The organism is Mycoplasma zalophidermidis (assembly GCF_024742155.1).
Taxonomy (GTDB): domain Bacteria; phylum Bacillota_I; class Bacilli_A; order Mycoplasmatales; family Metamycoplasmataceae; genus Mycoplasmopsis; species Mycoplasmopsis zalophidermidis.
The window spans coordinates 98,155-121,492 of the sequence record NZ_JANSFS010000003.1 but is presented as its reverse complement, the minus strand read 5'-3'; the positions used below and the strand labels follow the sequence as shown (position 1 = coordinate 121,492).

Genomic DNA, 23,338 nt, shown 5'->3' with positions numbered 1-23,338 from the left:
TTCCTATTCAAACGGATTTATTCATGTACCGTCATCTTCATCTTCAAGTAATATTTGCTGAGTTTTTTCGAGTTGTTCATTAGGTGTTAATGGCATTTCAAATGTTGAAGTGTCAAAAATAAATCCTTCTTGTGGTCCTCAAATCCGATTATTTTTGTTTAATTCGTCTTTATCGATTTTTGAGATTAGAGTTGTGTTGGCTCCTATTTCAGCAGTATCAATTGTTATAAAACCTATTTTTTTATCAACAATTTTTGTTTCTTTAGTTGATTCTTCTTCGGGTTGTTTTAATTCTTCTGTATCTTCAAGCAATACAAAACTAGGTTTGTTATCTACCTTTATTACCTTGGACGCATCAATGCTATTATTAATTAAGTTATCACTTACTGTTTTGCTTTCACTATTAATATTTAATTCAATAGAGTTTGTTTGAGTAGTTCCTTTTGCATCAATATTAGTTAATACTGTTTGGTTTTGTAATTCGTCTGTGTCAACACTTCTTAATTCAATTGTTTCATCAATTATTAATTCTTCATGTTCGTCATTATTTTCATCGAAAATACATGATCTATCGTGTTCTTGTAAATTTTCATTTTCAGTAGTATTTACAATGGTATACGTTGAATCGTCATTGGTTATTCCAGTATCATTCACTTCTGTAAAATTACCTTCATTTAAGTTAATATCAGTAATATTTTCAGTTGTAGGTATTTCATTTAACATGGTTTGTTGAATTGTGTTTGTGTTTTGTGAAAGATTATCTGTTTCGTCATGATTTACTGCTTCGTTGCCCGTATCAATTTGCGCTGAATTTTCAGATTGAACAACATATATTTCTTCATTTAGTGTTTCTGGATTTTCTATATTATCTTGAATTTGCTGATTTATCAATTTTTCGTTTATAAATTTTTCAAATTTTTCTTCATCAGTTTCAATTTTTGCTTTACTTGAGTTAGGGTTTACAAAATATTCTGAAGTTAAAGGGTTTGCAGCTATGTCAGCTATATTCTTTTTAACTAATTTAATAAGTTTGTTAAAGCTCAATGAATCGGGGTTAATTTCCAATGTTTTAGCTGCTGCTAGTAAAAATGAGAAATAGCGTTTCACTTCAGGTGTGTAATAAAAGACTGAATTTGGTTTCTTAAGATAATTACGAACTTTGAAGATATCATTATTGCCCAATAAGTATTTAAAATATTCTTTTGGATTTAATAGTAATAGATAAATTCATGATAATAAAACTAATATAACTAATAATGTTGCAATTATTCATGGACCTAAACATAGGCAATGTAATACATTAAGAATTGTGTCCCCGAATACTCCTATATTATGAGTAGCATTAGGCAAATTTAGTTCTTTATTAACTTGAGTGAATGAGTAATATCAACCCTGTATGAATATATTTTTCATATCATCTGTCGTGTAGAGAGTTAAACTAGAAATACTTCGTTGTGATAACAATACTCAATGATAAATTATTGCAATAACTAAAAGAGTTATTCACACAAACATTTTTAATCTTTTGCGAATTATTCAATAATCAACTTTGGAATGAGTGCGTAACCAAAAACAGTAATATTTTTTCATAGAAGCTTCAGTCCAATTGATAATTAATGAAATTATTAGTCCAACCATAAAAAAGATAATTAAATCCCCGAAGGATAAACCGATTGTATATAGATATGCTTTTTTAAAGAAACTATTTACGTTTGTGTTTCCGAATATACTGTCACTGTATTGAACTAGTACAAATGATGTGGTAACTAATATTAATAATAAAAATTTTAAAAATTCAAGACCGATATTCAAGGTTTTGGTGGCGATAATTTCATTCTTTGTTTTGCGCTCTAATTTTGCAAAATATGGTTTTGGAGTAGGTTTAAAAGTGCTTCTATTTATATTCATAATTTAAATTATAACCATTTAATAATATTTATATATTAATAAGTAAATAATTTAAATCATTGTATGAGATTATGCTATATTACTAATTACACTGTAATATGTGTATATTAGTAAAAAAGACGCTATTTTGCGTCTAAAAGCATTTTGATTTCAACATCATAGATTGGTCCATTGTCTGTTCAAGGCGTTTCTAAAATTATTGGTATGTTATCGAAATCTTTATCGTGAACAAATCTAGATAATGTTTGCAACCCAATATGCCCTTTATCTATATTTGCGTGTCGATCTTTATGTGAGTTAAGTCCATTCAACGAATCATTTAAGTGGATAACTTTAATATGTTTTAATAGGTCGAATTTAACTAATTCAGATTTGAAATCTTCATAATTTTTTATATTATAACCCGCATCTCAAATATGACATGTATCAAGACATAGTTGGATTCTTTCATTATTTAATTTATTTATTACGTATTTTATTTGTTCAAAGTTTTTACATACTTCAGTACCCTTACCCGACATTGTTTCCAAACAAATAATCACGTTTTTAGTGGCATCTATAACTTTTTGCAAATTATTACATAAAGTTTGAATAGAAAAATCTACATCAAAAGTTGTGTGTGCACCCGGGTGTAAAACTAGATATTTAGCACCAATGTAGTCAACTCTTTTGATTTCTTCAATTAGAAATTGAACAGCAAAATCACCTTTTTCTGGCGAAGCCATATTTATTATGTATGGAGCATGTACCACTACATCTTCAGGTTTTATTATATTTGAGTATTGTTTAATATATTCATCAAGTTTGTATTTTTCGTTTGAAATTCGTTTTGTGCTTTGGGGTGGACCAACATAAATCATCATACAATTTGCACCGTTATTAATACTTGTTTCGGCTGAATCAACTAAATAATTTGGAGCTTTAAACTGAACGTGTGAACCTAATTTAATCATAATTGCTACTCCTTTTAATTTACCTTATTTTATCAATAAATATTAGTTTGAAATTGATAAATAATTAATCTTTATTCTATGTTTTTGTTATTTATTTATTCGTTTTTTCAAAAAATGTTGTTTAACTTAGCAATATCTCGTTTGATCATCGAAATCAAATAAAAAATATTATTTCCACAAAATATATGTTTTTTTCATATTTTTTGTTCTTTTAACACGAGGTTCTACCAAAAAAAAAAAAAAAAAAGATAACATAAATTTGGGAATAAAAAAAGGAGAAAAAAATGAAACTAAAATTTAAGAAACTTTTATTAAATTTAGGTTTACTAAGTGGAGTTACAACTATTGCTATTTCAGCGCAATGTAATACACCTAAACAAATCAATGGAGGAAAAGAAGTTATTCCTCCTGATAAACCTGCCAAACCAAACAAACCAATAAATAACGGAGAAACCACTGGAGAAACTAATGAATTAGACAAATTTATTAAAGATTTTGAGACAAATTTACAAATAAATAAAGAAAACTCTGGAGAATTCTATGAATCGGTATCTAGAGGAGACGATTTTTATTATGACAGAATAAAAAAAGTTATCATTAGTGTTCCAAAAGGAACTTTCCCTAATTGAACGCAAGAAAAATATAGCCCGTTGTTAGATTTCGGCGAATTTACTAACGATATTGGAGTAAAAAATATTCAATTGGCCAACCCAGATAATCCAACTTACAAATCCTCAGATGGAAGTAACAAGATTAGTTCTAAAATTAAGTTGTCTGTTAATCAATCTAATGACATTGTTGTTAGTTTCAAATTAGCTAAATATTTTAAGGATGGAAATCACATTTTCAGTTCTGAAATTTGCACGAAAACATTAGGTAAAATATTATCTAATGAACTTGTTGAAAAAATGAAAAAACTAACAGAAGCAGAAGAAAATACTACATTCACTTATCCAGATGCTGAGAATGTTTTGCTCAGTGATGCTGATGAAAATAAAATTGTTAAAAGCATACCCGATGGTTATGAATTAGCGGAATTTAAAGCAGTAAAAAACGATGAAGACCAGTATTATGATTACACAATAATATTTAAATTGAAAATTTTAGGCACTGACATCGTGTCGCCAAAAAATGTGTTTAAAACCATTAAAAACTTTAAGAAAAGCTCAAGAATATTAGAACTAGAGGCAAAAGCCAAAGCAGAAATGGAAAATTCTATTGCTAAATTAGAAATTAAATTTTCTAATATAAAAGCATACAATATTGTTGTTAAAACATTTGACCAAAATACACAATTAACAGAGTCTAGCGGAATATTTGATTACAATAATAAACCCAATTTTGTAGTGAATAATTCTGATGATAAAGTTTATAAATATGAATTAAAAAACCTTCGTAGAAGTAACGACGAAATGTTTGTGACAGTTAAAGCGTCATCGATTGTGAATAATTCTATTTACGTAGAAAAAGAAGTGAAGATTAAACCGGAGTTCCAACGCGGAATAAATCCTTACAATATGACCACAAAACAACAACATGAATACCTTACTAACGAATTAAATAAAATTGAATTTATAAATCCATTTTTCAGCAAAGATAGAACTTATATCAATAAATCAATGAATCAAAAACTAAATAATAAGTCATTTTGATTAGATGCCAAGAATAATGATTTACTATATGAATTTGGAAACTTATCAGTTGAAAAAAACGAGCAAACTAACGATAAAACATTTTATGTTGGACTATCATTAAGCTTCCAAGATTATGTTCCAACCGAAGCAAAACCACGCCAAAAATTAACCAAAAAAATTAAAATTAATTTGGATGAATTGGGTGTAGATAAATTAAATAAAATCAATCTTGCAAAAAACAAACAAACTATTCAGGATATTGAAGCTCCTACTGCTACGGTTGATATTAATTATGAACCTGAAATTAAATCTGAATATTATGTTGATAATGAATCTCAAAATCTAGAGCCAAAATCGTTAGCAGTGGGAAAAAATATTCTACCAATTTATAAACATTTTAATAAACCTGGAAACGACATAATTTATGTTGACGATCAAGAAACATATGATAATTTATTAAGCGATTCTGCGAACAAAGTTTTATGAGAAACATATAAATTTGATGAAAATAATAATTTAACTTCAAATAATGTATTTTTTAAAAATAGTCCATATTTAGTGAATAATAAATACAGTCAATTTACAGCATTTGCTTTTACTGATTTTAGAAATGAAAATGGGATTTTAACTGGCAAAATGGTTATTTGTGAAAAGGGTTTTGCTGCTAATAATACTATGAAAGCCGCTTATGATGAAAACAGAGTCGGAATAGTAAGAGTTAAAATAATGTCTCCTAATAAATATAAATCAAACGTTAAAACAGAAGCAAAAAAAGCAAAACTTTACTTATATTTTACTAATTTATACGAAAATAAAACTGTCGAGTTTACATTTAAAGACATACAAAATTACACTTCAGAACAAATAAAAGACAATAAAGAATTATTAAAGCAAAATATTATTGTTCAAGGTTTGCCTGATGAATGAGAAATAATAGATTATGATGATCTAAGAACAAATTCAAAAAAACCTGGTCACTTGTTCTTTAAATGTTTAATCGGAATTAAAGGCAGCGAAATAAGTACGTTTACAACACTTGTTAAATTAGAAGGATTTAAAACCTCATAATACTGTGTAATTTAAAGCACCCAAAAATTAGGTGCTTTTTTTATCGAAACTTATAAGATAAAAACTTAATTTTATTAATTTTAAATCTCAAATTTGCTTAGAAATTTTTTTAAAATTAAGAATCGAGTTAATTTTTCAAAATTTTTATGTCAGTACATTAAACTTATTTTTTCTATATTTCGTTTAAATTCAGTATTTTTCGAAAAAATAAAATTAGCGCAAAACTGCGCTAAGAAAAAATAGAAATCTACTTACTTTATTTTTTTAAAGTGATACAATATTAATATATTTGCTAATTATGCCTTACACATAATCTTTAAAGTAAGTATGCAGTAGCATTATATCACATTAACAAAGGAGTTTTTATGGAAGAAAAAGTTACAAAAAAATACGTTAACAAATACCCATACAAAGTCACCGAATTTGGTGCAGGGACCAAACGTAGAGATTATTCAGTAACCAAACATATTTATGAAGTTCAAGACTTTTTGAAAACATCAAAAGAGTCATTTGAGTGATTTAAAAAATCTGGTATTGAAGAAGCTATTAGAGAGCATTACCCAATTTCATCTTCAAACAAAGGAGTAACACTTGAATACATTCACAATAGTGCTACTTTAGAAATCCCAGCCAAGGAATATGATGAAGTTACGAAAGCTAAAGTAAAAGGAACAAACTATGCAGGTAAATTGTATGGCAAGTTTAAAGCTATAACTACATCAGATGGTCTAGTTAAGGAAGATACTGTATTTTTAGGTGAAATTCCATTAATGACCTCGGGTGGTAGTTTTATCATCAACGGTAGTGAAAAAGTTATCGTTAGTCAGCTAATACGTTCGCCTGGAGCATATTTTGGTCGTGGTGTTCGTAATAAACAATCAGATGACTTATTTAACAAAGTTGAAGTCTTGCCTCGTGTAGGTTCATGAGTTGAAATTTCTCACAAAGTTACATCAAAAAACCCTGACAGTGTAAAAATTAAAATTGATAAAAACAAAAATGTCAACATAATTACATTTTTAGGTGCTCTTGGTTTAACTCATGAAGATATTTATGATTTATTTGGAAAATCAGATGTCTTAGAAGAGTCTATTAAAAAAGACAAGAAATTAACAACCGACTTACCACACGAAGAAGTTATTAAAAATTGTCAAGATGATTTATTTAGAACTATCAGAAAAGGAGATCGTGTTTCTGACGAATCTATCTCTAACTTAATCCCAGGACTTTTATTCCACAAAAAACACTATAATTTAAGTCAAACTGGCCGTTATATGTTAAACATTAAGCTAAACTTAGTTGACCGTATTTCGGGAACTATTTTGGCACAACCGCTGACAATCCAAAACAAAGATGGTGAGGAAATTAATTTGGAAATTGGTGAAACAATTACTCATAAATTAGCGGTATTGATTCAGTGAAACTTCAATAACGGTAAATTACCTTCAGAAAAACTTAAATGCATTAAACCTGAAGTTGTTTACGCTAAATTACTTAACGATCCTGCCAATTCATCATTGAAAAGAAGAGATAAAATAATTTCTATTAAGGTTTACCCAAGTAAGAAATGAATGGAAAAAGGGAAAGAACCAGTCAGAGTTATTGGTACTGATCCTAAAGCAGTTGAAACTCATTTAGTTGTTTCAGACCTAATTGCTACAATTAACTACTACTTCAATTTACTTGATGGTATTGGTCAAGATGATGATCCGGATGCATTAACAAACAAACGTATCGTTTCGTTAGGCGAATTAGTTCAAAATAACTTAAAAGTAGGTCTATCTAAATTAGAAAAAACAACTCGTGAAAGAATGGGTGCTAAAGAACCGGATAAAGTTAGTCCAAAAAATGTTACAAACAACAAACTAATTTCCAACCAAATGAAAACATTCTTTAACTCATCAAAACTTTCGCAATTCATGGACCAAATTAATCCTCTTGCCGAAATATCAAATGAAAGACGTATCACTTCTCTGGGACCCGGAGGTCTTAATCGTGATACTGCTCAATTTGAGGTTCGGGATGTTCATGCAACTCACTACGGAAGAATTTGTCCTATTGAAACTCCTGAAGGACCAAACATTGGTTTGATTCTAAACTTCGCCACATATGCTAAAGTAAATGAATTTGGTTTTTTAGAAACTCCATACTTTAGAGTTGATAATGGTATTGTTGATTATTCTGAACCTGTTTACTTAACAGCGGCTGATGAAATGGGTTACAAAATTGCCCAATCAACTGTTAAAGTTGATGAAAACAATAGAATTATCGACCCTCAATTAACAATTCGTCACAACTACACATATCAAATTGGTACTGCTGATGAAATTGATTTTATTGAAGTCGCTCCAAACCAAATGGTTTCGGTGGCTGCTGGATGTATTCCTTTCCTTGAAAACGACGATGCCAACCGTGCACTTATGGGTGCTAACATGCAACGTCAAGCAGTTCCTTTATTAGAAACTGAAGCTCCATTTGTTGCTACTGGTATTGAAGCAGAAATTGCTAAATACTCTTCAGGCAACTTTGTTGCTCGTAACGATGGTATTGTTGAATTTGTTGATGGCAAAAAAATTAAAATTAGAAATGATAAAAAAGGTATTGATACATATAACCTTAAAAACTTCCAACGTTCTAACCAAGATACAGTCGTTCACCAAAAACCGCTTGTAAGAGAAGGACAAGAAGTTAAAAAAGGAGATTTACTGGTTGATGGTTCATCATTTAAAGATGGAGAATTAGCACTTGGTAAAAACGTCTTAGTAGCCTTTTCAACTTATAATGGATATAACTATGAAGATGCCGTCATCTTAAATGAAAGATTAGTTAAAGATGATGTCTTCACTTCAATTCATATTGAAGAACAAACTGTTCAATTTAGAACCTCAAAAGCGGGCGATGATGAATTGACCGCCGATATTCCAAATGTGTCTAAATTCTCAACTCGTCACTTAGATGAACATGGTATTGTTCGTGTTGGTAGTGATGTTGCTCCTGGCGATGTCTTAGTTGGTAGAGTTAGTCCTAAAGGCGACGATAACCCAACACAAGAAGAAAAATTGTTGTTAGCAGTTCTTCAACAACGCCAACAAGCAGTTAAAGATACTTCATTAAAAGTTAAAAATGGACATGGTGGTACCGTTATTGGTGTCGAAATTTTAAGCCGCGAAAATAAGGACCAATTAGAAGATGGTATTGATAAAATTGTTAAAGTTTCAATTGCGGTTAAACGTAAAATTAAAGTCGGGGATAAAATGAGTGGACGTCACGGTAACAAAGGTGTTGTTTCAATCGTTTTACCTGAAGAAGATATGCCACACTTAGAGGACGGAACGCCAGTAGATGTTATGTTAAACCCACAAGGGGTTCCATCTCGTATGAATATTGGTCAAGTACTAGAAATTCATTTAGGTATGGCAGCTAGAAGCCTAAAAACAAAATTTGTTACCCGTGTATTTGACGGTATTAAAAAAGAAGAAATTTATGATGTTATTGAAGAAGCGGGATTGCCTGCGACTGGTAAACAAATCTTGATTAACCCGATAACAGGTGAAAAATTTGATAACCCAGTTTCAGTTGGTGTTATGTATATGTTGAAACTTAACCATATGGTTGACGATAAAATGCACGCTCGTAGTGTTGGGCCATACTCTCTTATTACCCAACAACCTCTTGGAGGTAAATCGCAAAACGGTGGACAAAGATTTGGTGAAATGGAAACATGAGCTATTGAATCTTATGGTGCAACCAATATTCTTCAAGAAATATTGACATATAAATCAGATGATATTAACGGTAGAAACCAACTTTATGCCGCATTAGCATCTGGCAGAGAATTACCAAAACCTGGTGTTCCAGAATCATTCAATGTGCTTAAATACGAGCTAAGAGGTTTAGGCATGAAATTAGATATTAATCACGTGGAAGTTGATGACGAAGATTTATCAATTCAACACTTCGATTCAAATATAGGAGGTTTTAATGAGTAGATTTCAAAATAAAGATGAACCAAAATTATTAATCGATAAAATTACTTTATCTTTAGCAACTGATAAAGATGTTACATCTTGATCAAATGGTGAAGTTACAAAACCTGAAACCATTAATTACAAAAGCTACAAACCTGAACGTGATGGTCTATTTGACGAAATTATTTTCGGACCTACTACTGACTATAAATGTCCAGTATGTAATACAAAATACAAAAGAAGTGATGAAAATACAGACTGTATTCGTACACCAATGTGTGTTAAATACAAACCAAAAATTCTACCTAAAATCACTCGTAGAAGTAGAATGGGACACATCAGTCTTAAAAACCCTGTTGTTCACTTTTGATTCTTTAAAATTGACCACTCTATTATTTCGAAACTTTTAGGTTTAAAAGTAGCTAATTCAAATAGATCGGTAACTAAATCTGAATTAGAAAAATTAATTTACTATAAATCTCACATTGTTTTGGAAGATGGTGGATTAAAAGCACTTAAAAAGAATGCAATTATCGATATTTCTGATGCTGCTATTGTTTACTATGAGGCATTGAAGGAATTAAAAGAAAAATTTGATCCTGAAAGCGAAGATGAATTCGACATTGAAGCTTACGAAGTTATTGAGGAAGCAATTAATGACTTAAAAGAACAGGCGACATCAAAAATGGGTCAAGATTATGGTATAGACTTCTATGAATACAACGATATTATTCACGAATATTCTGACGCTCGTATCTCGACTGGTTCAAAAGCAATTGAATACTTACTAGAACATGTTGATCCAAAAGAGGAAGCAACAAAACTAGAAGAAGAAATTGCGGAAATTAACTTACAAATTGCTCAAAACCCATCAGCTAATGCTAAAATTCAAGAAAGAGCAAAACTATATAAACGTTTAACTGTAATTAATTCATTTATTAAATCAGATCAAGATCCTAAATCAATGTTGATTTATAACTTACCTGTTATTCCTGCTGATTTACGTCCACTAGTTCAACTTGACGGTGGTCGTCATTCAACAAGCGATATCAATGAACTTTACCGTCGTATTATTATTAGAAACAACCGTTTGAAAAAATGAGAAGAAACAGATGCTCCAATGTTGATTAAACAAAATGAGTATCGTATGATTCAAGAGGCAGTGGATTCGTTAATTGACAACGCTCGTAAAAAACCTAATCCTGTTGCGTCTAAAGACGGGAGACCATTTAAATCTATTTCCGATGCATTGACCGGTAAAAAAGGTCGTTTCCGTCAAAACTTGCTTGGTAAACGTGTTGACTATTCGGGACGTTCAGTTATTGTTGTTGGTCCTGAACTAAAAATGCACCAAGTTGGTATTCCCAGAGAAATGGCAGCTAAATTATTTGAACCTTGAATTATCAGAGAATTAATTAAATGTGATAAAAATAATATAAATTCAATCAAAGCAGGGAAAAAAGCTGTTGAAAACTTAGACCCTATTATTTGACCGTATGTAGAAAAGGCAATAGAAGGTCGCCCAGTGCTATTGAACCGTGCGCCTACATTGCACCGTTTAAGTATTCAAGCTTACGAACCAGTTCTAATTAGAGGTAAAGCTATTAAACTTCATCCACTTTCATGTACTCCGTTTAACGCAGACTTTGATGGGGACCAAATGGCAGTTCACGTACCAATTAGTCCTGAAGCAACTCGTGAAGCACGTGAGTTAATGCTTGCTTCTAAAAACATTTTAGGACCTAAGGATGGTGAACCTATTATCAACCCTGGTCAAGATATGATTTTAGGTTTATACTACCTAACAATGGAAAAAGCCGGTACAAAAGGTGAAGGTAAATTCTTCTCAACATATGAAGATATGGTTACAGCATATGAAAATAAAGCAGTCAGTGTTCACGCTAGAGTTGTTTTACCTATTGAGCAAGCTAACAAAAAATGAATCAATGCTTCTGAACAAAATTCTTACATTGTTTCTACAGTCGGTAAATTCATGTTTAACCGTGCATTTCCAAATTCTTTTGAATTCGTTTTTGGTAAATTTACCACTCCTGAAGGTAAGGAAATAGTTCACACTTCTGCAAATGAAGATGAATTGTTAAGATACTTATTACCAAAAGGTACAAATTTCCCAGAACATATTGCAAAAATGGATATTAACCTTCCTTTATCTAAAAAGGATATCGCTAAAATTGTTCGTAGAGTTTATGACCAATATGTAGGTGTTGTTTGCATGGAGGATTTAGCAGTCGTTTTAAATGAAATAAATAAAGACGAACTTGATAAAATCTTTGAAAAATGCGCTGTATTAAAAGGCTATAATGGTGAAACAATTAGTGCCTCACACGCCGAAATTCTAACTAAATTTATTATCGAAGAATTTAACAAGATTCAATATGAAGTTACTATGACTCAAAACAATGAGGATGCTTTATGAACCATTAATGATTACACAAAATTATTAGAAACTGTTTGATTTAAATATACTAATGTTGTTGCTAGTGTTCTTGACAAAATTAAATCATTAGGTTTCCATTTCTCAACAATTTCAGGTACTACTATTGCTGTAAGTGATGTTATTACCTTGCCAACAACTAAAGATAAAATTAAAGAAGGCGAAGAATACATTGAAAGATTAAAAGCCTTTTTTGAAGAAGGTATGTTGACAGATGACGAAAGATATTCACTTTCAATCAAAAAATGAGCTGAAATTAAAAATTCTATTGAAGATGAACTAAAACAAGTTACTAAATCAGATCCATATAACCCTCTATTTATGATGTTTACATCTGGAGCGCGTGGTAACTCAAGTAACTTCGTTCAACTGGCTGGTATGCGTGGTTTAATGAATAACAACGTTAAAATCCTTAAAGCTGATGCCGAAAACGAACGTGTTGTTCGTTCAACAGTTGAAATTCCAGTTAAATCATCATTCCTAGAAGGTCTTACTGCTTACGAATTTTATTCATCAACTCACGGGGCTCGTAAAGGGCTAACCGATACTGCTCTTAACACGGCAAAATCGGGTTACCTAACGCGTCGTTTAGTCGATGTTGCTCAAGGTATTGTAGTTCGTGAAGTTGATTGTGGTACCGATTATGGTTTCGTCGTTAAAGATATTAAGGATTCAAAAACCAATACAGTTATTGAATCATTAGCTGAAAGAATTGAGGGTCGCTTCACAAACAAACCTGTTTTAGACCAATTTGGTGAAGTAATTATTGCTGCAAATCAATTAATTACCCCAGAAATTGCAAATAGAATAGTTAAAGCTGGTGTTGAATCTGTTGAAATTAGATCTGTTTTATCTTGCTACACACGCAACGGTGTATGTAAAAAATGTTATGGTAAAGACCTTGCTTTAAACCGTGTTGTTAACATTGGTGAAGCGGTCGGAGTTGTTGCTGCCCAATCTATTGGTGAACCTGGTACACAGCTAACCATGCGTACATTCCACACCGGTGGTGTTGCAGGGGTTGAAGATATTACAGGTGGTTTCGGTCGTTTAATGGAACTTATCGACGCCTATGATTCACCATGGGGTAGACCCGCAATTATTGCTCCCGGATATGGTAAAGTAATTTCTATCACTACTCCAACTGAAATCACAAATAGAAGCATTAAAATAATTACTACCGAAATCTTAAATGATAAAGGCGAAAGAGAAATCCTTGATTTTGAAACCAAAGCTGATCGCAGAATTGTCGTTAAAGAAGGCGATAAGTTAATCCCCGGCCAAAAACTTGTTGAAGGACCTATAGTTTTAGGTGATTTATTAAAATATGCAGATACAAGAGCAGTGCAAAATTATTTATTAAAAGAAGTTCAAAAACTATATCGTCTACAAGGTATTTCAATTGCGGATAAATATATCGAAATTATTATTCGTCAAATGTTATCAAAAGTGATGATTACAGACACTGGAGATTCTAAATTCTTCTCAGGTTCTTTAGTTGATATTTTTGCTTTCCAAAAAGAATCAGCTCGCTTGTTAGCAGAAGGTAAAAAACCTCCATTTGGAGAAGTTAAAATTAAAGGGGCTAAACAAACTCCACTTCTTTCTGACTCATTCCTTGCCGCAGCTTCTTACCAAGAAACTCCTAAAATTTTGGTTAATGCCTCAATCGGGTCTCAGACAGATAAATTGGAAGGTCTAAAAGAAAATATTATTCTAGGACACAAAATTCCTGCCGGTACAAACAGCAATTTTGAAGCTAAAGAAAAATATGATATTCGTGACCCAAGATCATACTTTTCAATGAAATACGATCCTCAACACGAAGATATTACAGAAAAATTTGCTTCTGTGGATTTAGATTTAGTTAATTCTGACTTAGAGGAAATCTTTTCTGAATTAGATGTTCAACAAGTTGAAGATAATTTTACTGAGGATATTGAACATGAATTTGAATAATTAAAAATCAAGCATTAATAATCATGCTTGATTTTTTAATTCAAATTAATAAAACATCGAAATCAAATTCCGATGTTTTAAATTCTAATTATTTAATGTACATTGAGTATACAGCGGTTGAAACTTTATGTTTTCCACCCTTATCGAATTTGAATAATCTAAATTTAGCTAAATATCCGTTAGCGTCCTTTACAACTGTAACAAAGCCGCTGCCTTTTGCTGAATTGTCTTTTTTATTGATATATAGTGGTTTATCTGCGTTCACAAGTGAAATACCTTTTGGCAATTCCATTGTAGCTAATGTGGGACCTTCTCACGGTTTTTTGCTTGTAGATTTACCAATGATTTTAGTTTCACCATTGAAAGTGTTGATAAATACTTGTTTAACACCTTTGTGATCACCTAGATTGCTTTCAGTCAGAGATTCAACAATTGTTAATTTAAATGTTGATAAATCTACGTCGACCATATCTTCGTATTGAGCTGATGATTTTTCACTAACTGGCTCATCATTAGTTTTTTTGTTTTCATCTAACATGGTTACTAGTTGTGAAGCATTAGTTTTTTTGCCTTCGTCTTGTTTTGAATTTTTATTTTCTTTAGTACAAGATGCGGCAATAGCCGGTAAAGTTGTTATTGTAGCGGCAACCCCCCCCAACATTAAGAATAGTTTTCTTTTCATATTTCTCCTTAGTAATAATATTAAAAATATTTCGTATATATTTTATTACAAATATTGCGATTTTTAAGATATAAAACATTAGAAGTTACAGAATAGTTTTATTTTCTAAAAAATCTGGATATTTTTACACAATTTATCAGTATGTGTCATAAATTATGACTCGATAGCATCCGTCACGAATGATTGAGTAATCATAGTTTTCTTCATTTAAAAGGTTTTCGACAGTAACTTTCATTGCTCCTGTTCCGTGACCCGTGATTATATCTAAGTAGTCATAATCTTGTTCTTCTGCATATTGCAACGCAAGCAAAATACGACTAGTTGCTTCTTCAACTGAAAAACCATGTAAATCAATACTATAAATCATATCTCTCCTTTTGACATTGCGGACAATAATATGTTCCTCGTTTACTTACTCAATATTTTTGTATTTTGCAATCGCATCTATAACAATTTAAATTTTCACGGTTATGAACTTTTAATAAATTTTGGTATTCGCCTTTTTTACCGTTAAGTGAAGAGTATGATTGAATACTTGAACCACCTAATTTAGTTGCATGATTCATAATTTGACCCGCACATCTTATTAGTTCAGTCAATTTTATTTTATCGATTTGATTAACAGGTGTTGAAGGATGTAATTGACATTCTCATAATGCTTCGTTAGCATATATATTTCCTATTCCTAAAATTAAACTTTGATCTAATAATATATTTTTGATTGAAACGCTTCGTTTTTTAACTTTTTCAAAAAGCCAATCTATATCAGTTTCATCGGGTACTTTTCCCAAATCACATAATGGCTTTGTGTTCATTAATTCATTTTTATTTTTAATATGGAAAGTAGCAAAAGCTCTAGCGTCATTAAAATATAAATATCCATTGCTTAAGTAAAAAACAACATGGTCATGTAGAGTTGGTTTGTGATATTTTTGATAAAAAGCGTATTTACCAGTCATTCGTAAATGGTTTAAAATAAATGATTCATTATTAAGTTCAATAATTATGTGTTTGCCTAGATTGTAAATATTTTTAATTGTTTTGCCTTGAACAAAAATTTTAAATTCTTCAGAAGTACAATTCTGAAATAATTTATCCTTATAAATATCTACTTTATTAATTACTTGATTACTTACTATTGGACGAAGCGCGTTAACTACAGTTGTTACTTCTGGCATTTCTGGCATAGTTTTACTCCTTTACTTTAGCAAGCATTGTGATGGCGGCAGTTTCAGCGCGTAATATTCTTGTTCCTAACGATATTAATTTAATATTTTCATTTGTACTTGCTAATTTCTTGATAAATTCTATTTCATTTTCATTAAATCCACCTTCCGGTCCTGCTATCATTACTGAATTAGTCACCAGAATATCGGTTTGTAATGAATCATCTAATATTTCCAAAGCAATATAAATTGTGTAGTTTTGGATTAAATACTTATTTATAATATGTTCTAATATTTGAGGTTTAGTTATATCAGGAATAATATTTCTAAAGGATTGCTGAGCAGCTTCTTTTATTTTTGTTTGGTATCTCATATATTTTTTTTCGCTAAAACATGAATCGATTAATTTGTGATTACAATATTTAGATATCATAGGAATGATTTTCTTTACACCTAATTCAACACTTTTTTCTAACATTCATTCGAATCGTTCTGGCTTAATTATCGGCGCAGCTAAAATCAAATCATTATCAAATTCATGGTTTATATTAACTTTGCGGATAATTTTAGCTAAATTTGTATTGGTTTCAAGTTGACATTCATAAAATTCACTCTGATAGTTTACCAAAAAATTATCTTTGCTAAGACGAGCAACCTTGATGTGGTGCAATGTTTGATCATCTAGTTTAAATGTATTTTCTAATTTTTCATTAACAAAAAATCTGTGCATTTTTCTCCTTTAGTTTTAAATTTAATTATATATAAAATAGAACAAAAATAAAGCATAACCAGAGTAAACACGGTTATTTTTAAACATTTTTTACTGAAAACGCAATAAAAAAGGATGCATTTAAGCACCCGGTAGTTAAAATTCAGGAAGAGGATCAGCGTTATTAGAATTTTCGAATGTTGAATAGATATCATTATCACCAATTATAGTTATTCCGCTTGTAATTTCATTAATTTCATCATCAAGTGAATCGGTTTTGGTTGATGAATCTTGTTCTAGTTTATTAACTTTATTATCGTCTGATTCAGTTAGTATAATGCTAAATTTGAAATATTCATCACGTGAATCATTTTTCATAATGTTGTCAATTCCCATTTGAGTATCGACTGTTTCATCAATTCCATAATGATTCAAAATTTCTTTTTTTAACGTTAATAAATCACCATACGATGTTGATTTTCCAACTTGAAAATGTAATATGATACTTCCAAAAGATTGCGGTTTATCAACAAATTTATTTGAATTTGTTACCAAATCCATTGCTTTTTGTATTTGTTGATCACCGTTGCATTTTCCGGTAGTAGTAGTTATTTTTCCACCTTTGGATAAAACTTGTTTAATATCGTTAAAATCAATATTTATAAAACCAGTTGAATTTGCTATTGAGTTAATTAATTCGATTGTGTCACGTACACAGATGTTTGCTTGTTGGAATGAAGCTGTTAAAGGGAGATTTACATTTTGTTTCATCAGCTTTTCGTTTGAGATTACCAAGTAAGAATTTACAGAGTCTTTTATTTCTCTAAGGCCTTGACTGGCTACAGCGCAAATACGACTTCCCTCTAATTCTTCCATAGGTGTTGTTACGATTGCTAATGTTAATATGTCGTGTTTTTTAGCGTAATTAGCAATCACGGGAGTAGCCCCGGTTCCTGTACCGCCGCCTAAACCGGCAACTAAAATTAGTAAATCAGTATTATTAATTATTTTATCAAGCTCTTCCAAAGATTCTTCAGCACACTGGGCCCCGATTTCTGGGTTACCTCCGGTGCCTAGACCTGCTGTGTCATTACCTAGTTGAATTTTGTTTTCTACTCGGTTTTTAATCAAATCTTGATTATCTGTATTAGCAATAAAGAGTTCAACATTTTCTAGATTTTCATCTACAAGTGAGTTAACCATGTTTCCACCGGCACCACCAATACCAATAACTTTAATTGTAATTTTTTTGGTATTTAAATCCATGTTGACTCCTTTTTATACATTTTTAAATAGGCTTATAAATTTTTGAAATACATTTTTGTTTTGTTTAAAATCATCAATATCATTTAATGTTTCGATTAAATTTGTATTTATTTTTTCGTCTATCATTAAACAAGCACCATAGTGACTTGCTGGCAAGATATTTTGTTCGACAGGAATTTGTTCATATGTGCTGACATTATATTGTTTTTCTTTGGCCATTAGATGTTTCAATAAGTCGCCTTGTGAACCTGAAACTACGTATTCAACATATTGTTCTTTATTATAGTGAATTTGATGCTGTTTTTCGATTTCGTCAACGATTTTACGAAGCATTTTTTCACATACTCCAAAAATTATTGATTCTGTCGACGCAATATCTTGAATCGTTGAATAATATTTTCAATTAGCGATTACTGCTTTAAAATAAGCAGAAGCCATATCTTTACTCATATTTAAACTACGACCAATTTTGTTGAATACTTCATTGAAATTTAACAATTTATTTTCGTTATATAAAACGATACTATTGAAGAATCCGGTTATAGAAATTGTATTTAAATTCATTTGTACTAAGACCGAATGTGTTTTCTTATTTTGACTAATTATTAAAGACTGTGATTCTAGTATAATTTGACTTAATTCAATATTCTTACTATTGAATAGGTTTAAAACATTTGTAAAATTAGCATCACTTCTTTTGATTAAAACCAGACTATAGTAAGTAATTAGTTTTTGTCCCAATTTGTTTGCTGGGAAGAAAGCATATTTCTTACTTTCATTATTATTTAATACTTCAAACATGTATGGAGCATAATTTAATGTGTAATAGTCAGGATTATTTCTAGATGTTGTTAAGTAGTCCTCGAAGACAATTTTGTGATCATTTTCTACTATTTCATTTAATTTTTGTGAATGAGAATTATATAGAACTTGAACGTTAAATAATGCATCTTGAATTATTAATGAGTATTTAATTTTACTTTTTTTAGTGTTTACATTTTTATTGATGAATAGTTTTATTTCATCGATTAAACATACCAAATCAGTAAAATTATTGTTACGTTTCGAAATATTTAAGAGTGTGCTAAAACCTAGTGATGTATTAGTTACAACACTAGCTTGTACGAATTCTTTGTTTATTTGAAAATTTACTAAGAAATTCTTCATAAGCCACTCCTCTATCTATTTTTAAATATATTTGGTTAAAACTCTTAGTTTAGCGCTTCTTGAACGCTTATTTTCAACTAATTCGTTTTTTGATGGGTCAATAACCTTGACTCCAAATTCTTTCTTTTCTAAAATCGGCATTTTAACAGGTAATTTTGATTTTGTTAAATTACCGAAAAATCGTTTAACAATGCGATCTTCTATCGAATGAAATGTAATTATTGCCAAAGAGGAATTTGGTTTTAACAATTTTATGCTTTGTTCTAGCATGTTTTGTAGCGAACCAAGTTCATTATTTACCTCAATGCGAATAGCTTGAAATATAGCTTTGCAAGGATTTTTAGCCTTAACAATTTTAGCTGGTAAGCTAGATCTGATTACATTAGCTAATTGCAATGTGGTATCAATAGGTCGATTTGCAATGATGGCATTCGCAACTCGCTTAGCAAGCTTAACCTCTGCGTTATCGTACAAAATTCGACATAATTCATTCTCATCATAATTATTAATAATGTAATGAGCATCAAGTGTTTGAGTTTGATCCATTCTCATGTCTAGTTTAGCATCTTTGTTGTAACTAAAACCTCTTTGAACGTTGTCAACTTGTGGTGAAGAAATTCCTAAGTCTGCAATAATACCGTCCACGTGATCGATTCCAAGTTTTGCTAATTCGTCAGTAATATTTTGAAAATCTGAATGAATTAGTGTGAAATTATGACCAATTTTACTTAAACGCTCGCGACTTTTTTCTATCGCGAAAACATCCTTGTCAAAACTGATCAAACGACCTGTGGTGAGTTTTTGCAGAATTAGGCTTGAGTGTCCGCCCATTCCTAATGTTAAATCAACGTAAATACCGTCTGGTTTAACATTAATGACTTCAATAGTTTCATGCAATAAAACTGAATAATGTTCTTGGTGCATTATTTAACTCTTTGTGTCAATGCTTGGGCAGCCATTTCTAAATCTTCAACACTCATTTTTGACTCGTATTCTTCATAAATTTCGGTAGCTCATAATTCCACAGAGTCACCAACACCAATGAAGACTACATCTTTTTGGATAGCACCTTTGGTAAGAATAGATTTTGGTATAACAAAACGTGATTGAGAATCTAATTCGATTTCATGGGTATTACCCAACCATCAACGTTTCAATAATCTCGCATTCTTATCGTAAAGACTTTGCGAAGTTAAATCTGCAGTTAATTTTTCGAATTCTTCAACACTTCGTAATTCAATTACATTTTCCATGCCAACAGTTAAATAAAACTTGCTACCTAATGCATCACGCAATTTTGATGGCAAAGCAATTCTATTTTTTGAATCAACATTTCTTTGATATTGTCCGTACATCCACTTTCCTCCACTATCCACCACAATTTTACATTATTCACGCATGTTATTTAATAAAATTTAAATAATTTTGTAATAAAAAAATTAAAAAAAATAAAAACTCGTTTTTCGTACAGTTTTTTATCGAAAAACGAGTTTTTATAAAATGTGAAAATTTCCATAAAAGTGGGGATAATTACTTAGTTACTTTGTTCATTAAACCAAAAACATGTGTAACATCATGTACTTTTCCTAATATTGTGATGATATCACCGGCTTGCAAGACACTAAAACCATTTGGTAAGATGCTTTGAGCTCCACGTTTTATTAATACGATGCTAACGCCTTTTTCGACGAATTTACATTCTTTGATTGTTTTGTTAATTAGTGAAGGATTAGTCAGTAAAGAAGTACCCATTACAAACCCGTCTCCTAATTCTTGTAAACCTTTTGAATATTTAGCGAAGTTTGGGTTGGCAGCTAAAAGAGCGGTTCTTACTCCCGCTTCCTGTTCGGGACGAATAATTACATTAACTCCAATTTGTTGTAAAACATTAGCGTGACGAGCTGATTTAGCTCTTGCAATAATGTTGTCAACTTTTAATTCGGTAAGAGCTGCAACTATTTCAATATTGTCGTTAGTAGCGACAACGACAATATCCATATCATTGATTCCTAAAGCCTTTAAAGTTTTGGTATCAGCGGCGTCTGCGACAACCAATTTATCAACTAAATCGGCAAACATTTTTAGATTTGCCTCGTCTTTGTCTACAACTAATAATGAAACCTTCATTGTTAGAAGTTGTCTGATGACTGCTTCTCCGAAACGTCCTGCGCCAATAACGCAGATATTCTGAATAGATTTTCTTGGCATTTTATTCTCCTTGCTTGTGTGATGAATATTAAGTTTTCTAAATTATAGTTTAAAAATGCATATTTATTCTTTAATGTATTAAAATATGTTTATGAAAAAACCGAATTGACAAACACGCTGGCGTAATTCTAGGTTTAAACAAAATCTTACTTCGTTTTTTTATTGATTAAAAAAAGTATCAAATGTTCGTATCATTTTGATAACTTATTTAGCAATAATAATATTAGCAAGCTTAGTTTTATGAAGTCCAATTACGCACCAAACTACAGATAAAATATCATACATTGATGCGTTGTTTACAACCGCATCCGCTTTTAGTGATACTGGATTGGTGACTAAAGCTAGTTGAAATACTTGGAATATGTTCGGCCAGGCAGTTATAGCGTTTTTGATTTTGTCTGGTGGAATTGGCATTTTTGCCTTAAAGATATTTTTCTTTACTTTAATGTTTCCTAGAGCCAAAAATTCAATTACAGATATGGAAATTTTAGCCCACGAACGCGGAGGAGATAATTTTGGCCAAAATAAACGTGTAATAATTAATTCAGTTTCAGCCTTATTAATCATTACAATAATTTCTGGATTTGGTTTAAGTGTTTACTTTTATTTGGCTGAACCTAAAGTCGCCGGCGATATAAACTTACACGGATCTTTTATTGCTTCGCAAGGAGATTGAGCATTATCATTTAGATATGGTTTCTTCCATACAATTTCAGCTTTGAACAATGCTGGTTTTGACATTATTGGCGATAATTCGCTAATGTCTTATTATCACAATATAGAATTACAAATGTTTTTCGTAATTCTATTTGTTATTGGTGGTCTGGGATACCCGGTTATTTACGATTTATTGAATTGTATAAAAATTAAAATAAAATACAGGGGCAAAAATAAAAAATACGTTTTTAAATTAATAACAAAAATTTCAACAAGCACTTATCTAATTACTACAGTAATTGGTTTTATTGTTATATTGACATTTGAAGCCAGCGCTAAAAACGAAATGTTAACATTTTGAAATAAAGCAGAATATGGAAATATAGTTGAAAAAATTTGACAATCACTTTTCCTAACATTGTCTACTCGTTCGGCCGGTTTTAGTACCATTAATATACAGCATTTAACTATGAGTAGCGTGGTTATGATGTCTATATTAATGTTTATTGGAGCAGGCCCTGTTTCTACCGGGGGTGGTATTCGAACAACAACTATTGCCATCTTAATACTTGCTCTTGCTTCAAAAATTAGTGGGCGTCCTTCTGTACGAGCATTTAGACGAAGAGTTGATGATGATACTGTTAAAATGAGTTTTATTATTTTCTCTATTTCGGTATTTTTAGTGTTTGTTGGGACATTAATAGTATCCTCAAGCACCTTTACTTATGGCGGTAAATTAGATCATAATAAATTTGGTTTTGCTCATTTATTATTTGAAGTTTCAAGTGCCTTTGGTACTAGTGGGTTAACAGTTGGTGTTACTTCTAATATGAATGATGTTTCAAAACTCGTGATAATTTTAATTATGTTTATAGGTCAATTCGGCATTAGTTCAACTGTTTTAGTTTGGGGTGGTAAAAAGAATTACTCATATAAATATGATTATATTCATGAGGAGGTAATGATTGGCTAAACAAAGTTATTTAGACTTAGGTATAGATGAGAATGTTACTGAGTCATTTTTAAAGTGTGCACGTCGTAAAAAACTCAATATTTCTCTATTTGTAATGTTGGTTTTACTGATTATTTCTATTATAGTGCTTATTTCGTGTGTAAAATTAATTGTTCCATGATGAGCAACATTGATTTCAATCTTTTTATTATTTTTACCCGCAATAATAATTAATATTTACCTAAATTATGTTCGTTTTTGTTTAATTATTGAACGTGTTTATCAACAAGATAATCCTAAGGTTTGAGTTAAGTACAAACCAAGATATTTAAGTATTATTTTTGATACGAAAGTTGCTATTTGAACATACAATATTTCCCGTAAGAAGATTAGTAAAATTAATAAACTTGATTCATCTAAACTAATAAATTATCTAGCAAATTCTAATTAGAGTTTGCTTTTTAATATTTTGCAATTACAGCTCTTGTTGTTAATTTAGTCAGTTTCAGAAACGCATTAAAAACAAATTCAGAAATAAATGTTAATATTTATGTTAAATATAGTAATTTGTTGTATGATATTATTA

General features: G+C 30.7%; 16 protein-coding genes. 5 read left to right on the top strand and 11 right to left on the bottom strand.

The features are described 5' to 3' along the window. Positions 1 to 3: 3 nt before the first annotated feature. Entirely contained in the window at positions 4 to 1,908 is a 1,905-nt protein-coding gene (locus NW238_RS02300) for a hypothetical protein (protein WP_216505399.1), read from the bottom strand. Between the two features lie 122 nt (positions 1,909 to 2,030). Beyond that, a complete protein-coding gene (locus tag NW238_RS02295) occupies positions 2,031 to 2,861 on the bottom strand; it encodes a deoxyribonuclease IV (RefSeq protein WP_216505400.1) in 831 nt (276 codons plus the stop codon). Between the two features lie 284 nt (positions 2,862 to 3,145). Here NW238_RS02295 and NW238_RS02290 point away from each other — a divergent pair, with 284 nt between their 5' ends. The 3 genes from NW238_RS02290 to rpoC all read left to right on the top strand — a co-directional run bounded on the left by NW238_RS02290 (position 3,146) and on the right by rpoC (position 13,945). Continuing rightward, a complete protein-coding gene (locus tag NW238_RS02290) occupies positions 3,146 to 5,563 on the top strand; it encodes a hypothetical protein (protein WP_258451750.1) in 2,418 nt (805 codons plus the stop codon). Positions 5,564 to 5,928: 365 nt separating this feature from the next. Continuing rightward, complete coding sequence (gene rpoB / locus NW238_RS02285; RefSeq protein ID WP_258451749.1) at positions 5,929 to 9,552, top strand: DNA-directed RNA polymerase subunit beta; 3,624 nt, start codon at positions 5,929 to 5,931, stop codon at positions 9,550 to 9,552. Continuing rightward, on the top strand, positions 9,545 to 13,945 hold the full coding sequence (gene rpoC, locus NW238_RS02280) for a DNA-directed RNA polymerase subunit beta' (protein ID WP_216505403.1): 4,401 nt from the start codon (positions 9,545 to 9,547) through the stop codon (positions 13,943 to 13,945). Before rpoB ends, rpoC begins: the two co-directional genes overlap by 8 nt. A gap of 88 nt (positions 13,946 to 14,033) precedes the next feature. On the opposite strand, the gene NW238_RS02275 is transcribed toward rpoC, so the two are convergent. The 9 genes from NW238_RS02275 to NW238_RS02235 all read right to left on the bottom strand — a co-directional run bounded on the left by NW238_RS02275 (position 14,034) and on the right by NW238_RS02235 (position 21,143). Further along, complete coding sequence (locus tag NW238_RS02275) at positions 14,034 to 14,627, bottom strand: variable surface lipoprotein (protein WP_258451748.1); 594 nt, start codon at positions 14,625 to 14,627, stop codon at positions 14,034 to 14,036. 133 nt (positions 14,628 to 14,760) lie between these two features. After that, positions 14,761 to 14,994: a Smr/MutS family protein gene (locus NW238_RS02270; protein ID WP_216505405.1), complete on the bottom strand. Its 234-nt coding sequence runs from the start codon at positions 14,992 to 14,994 to the stop codon at positions 14,761 to 14,763. Continuing rightward, entirely contained in the window at positions 14,984 to 15,814 is an 831-nt protein-coding gene (gene mutM / locus NW238_RS02265) for a bifunctional DNA-formamidopyrimidine glycosylase/DNA-(apurinic or apyrimidinic site) lyase (RefSeq protein ID WP_216505406.1), read from the bottom strand. Before mutM ends, NW238_RS02270 begins: the two co-directional genes overlap by 11 nt. 4 nt (positions 15,815 to 15,818) lie before the next feature. After that, complete coding sequence (locus NW238_RS02260; RefSeq protein WP_216505407.1) at positions 15,819 to 16,523, bottom strand: 16S rRNA (uracil(1498)-N(3))-methyltransferase; 705 nt, start codon at positions 16,521 to 16,523, stop codon at positions 15,819 to 15,821. A gap of 135 nt (positions 16,524 to 16,658) precedes the next feature. Further along, positions 16,659 to 17,768 carry a cell division protein FtsZ gene (locus tag NW238_RS02255; RefSeq protein ID WP_216505408.1) on the bottom strand — a complete coding sequence of 370 codons (1,110 nt, stop codon included), beginning with the start codon at positions 17,766 to 17,768 and terminating at the stop codon, positions 16,659 to 16,661. Between the two features lie 12 nt (positions 17,769 to 17,780). Next, entirely contained in the window at positions 17,781 to 18,935 is a 1,155-nt protein-coding gene (locus NW238_RS02250; RefSeq protein WP_216505409.1) for an MAG3720 family protein, read from the bottom strand. Between the two features lie 21 nt (positions 18,936 to 18,956). Beyond that, positions 18,957 to 19,859: a 16S rRNA (cytosine(1402)-N(4))-methyltransferase RsmH gene (gene rsmH / locus NW238_RS02245; RefSeq protein ID WP_216505410.1), complete on the bottom strand. Its 903-nt coding sequence runs from the start codon at positions 19,857 to 19,859 to the stop codon at positions 18,957 to 18,959. Further along, positions 19,859 to 20,290 (bottom strand): division/cell wall cluster transcriptional repressor MraZ, encoded by a 432-nt coding sequence (gene mraZ, locus NW238_RS02240; protein ID WP_216505411.1) that lies wholly within the window; start codon positions 20,288 to 20,290, stop codon positions 19,859 to 19,861. The genes rsmH and mraZ overlap by 1 nt, the downstream gene beginning before the upstream one ends. A 175-nt stretch (positions 20,291 to 20,465) precedes the next feature. Further along, entirely contained in the window at positions 20,466 to 21,143 is a 678-nt protein-coding gene (locus tag NW238_RS02235) for a potassium channel family protein (RefSeq protein WP_171111964.1), read from the bottom strand. Positions 21,144 to 21,234: 91 nt separating this feature from the next. On the opposite strand from NW238_RS02235, the gene NW238_RS02230 reads away from it, so the two are divergent. Together NW238_RS02230 and NW238_RS02225 are read left to right on the top strand one after the other, a co-directional pair. Further along, positions 21,235 to 22,773 (top strand): TrkH family potassium uptake protein, encoded by a 1,539-nt coding sequence (locus NW238_RS02230; protein ID WP_216505412.1) that lies wholly within the window; start codon positions 21,235 to 21,237, stop codon positions 22,771 to 22,773. Next, positions 22,766 to 23,203: an MAG0130/MAG3770 family membrane protein gene (locus tag NW238_RS02225; RefSeq protein ID WP_216505413.1), complete on the top strand. Its 438-nt coding sequence runs from the start codon at positions 22,766 to 22,768 to the stop codon at positions 23,201 to 23,203. Before NW238_RS02230 ends, NW238_RS02225 begins: the two co-directional genes overlap by 8 nt. Positions 23,204 to 23,338: the final 135 nt, after the last annotated feature.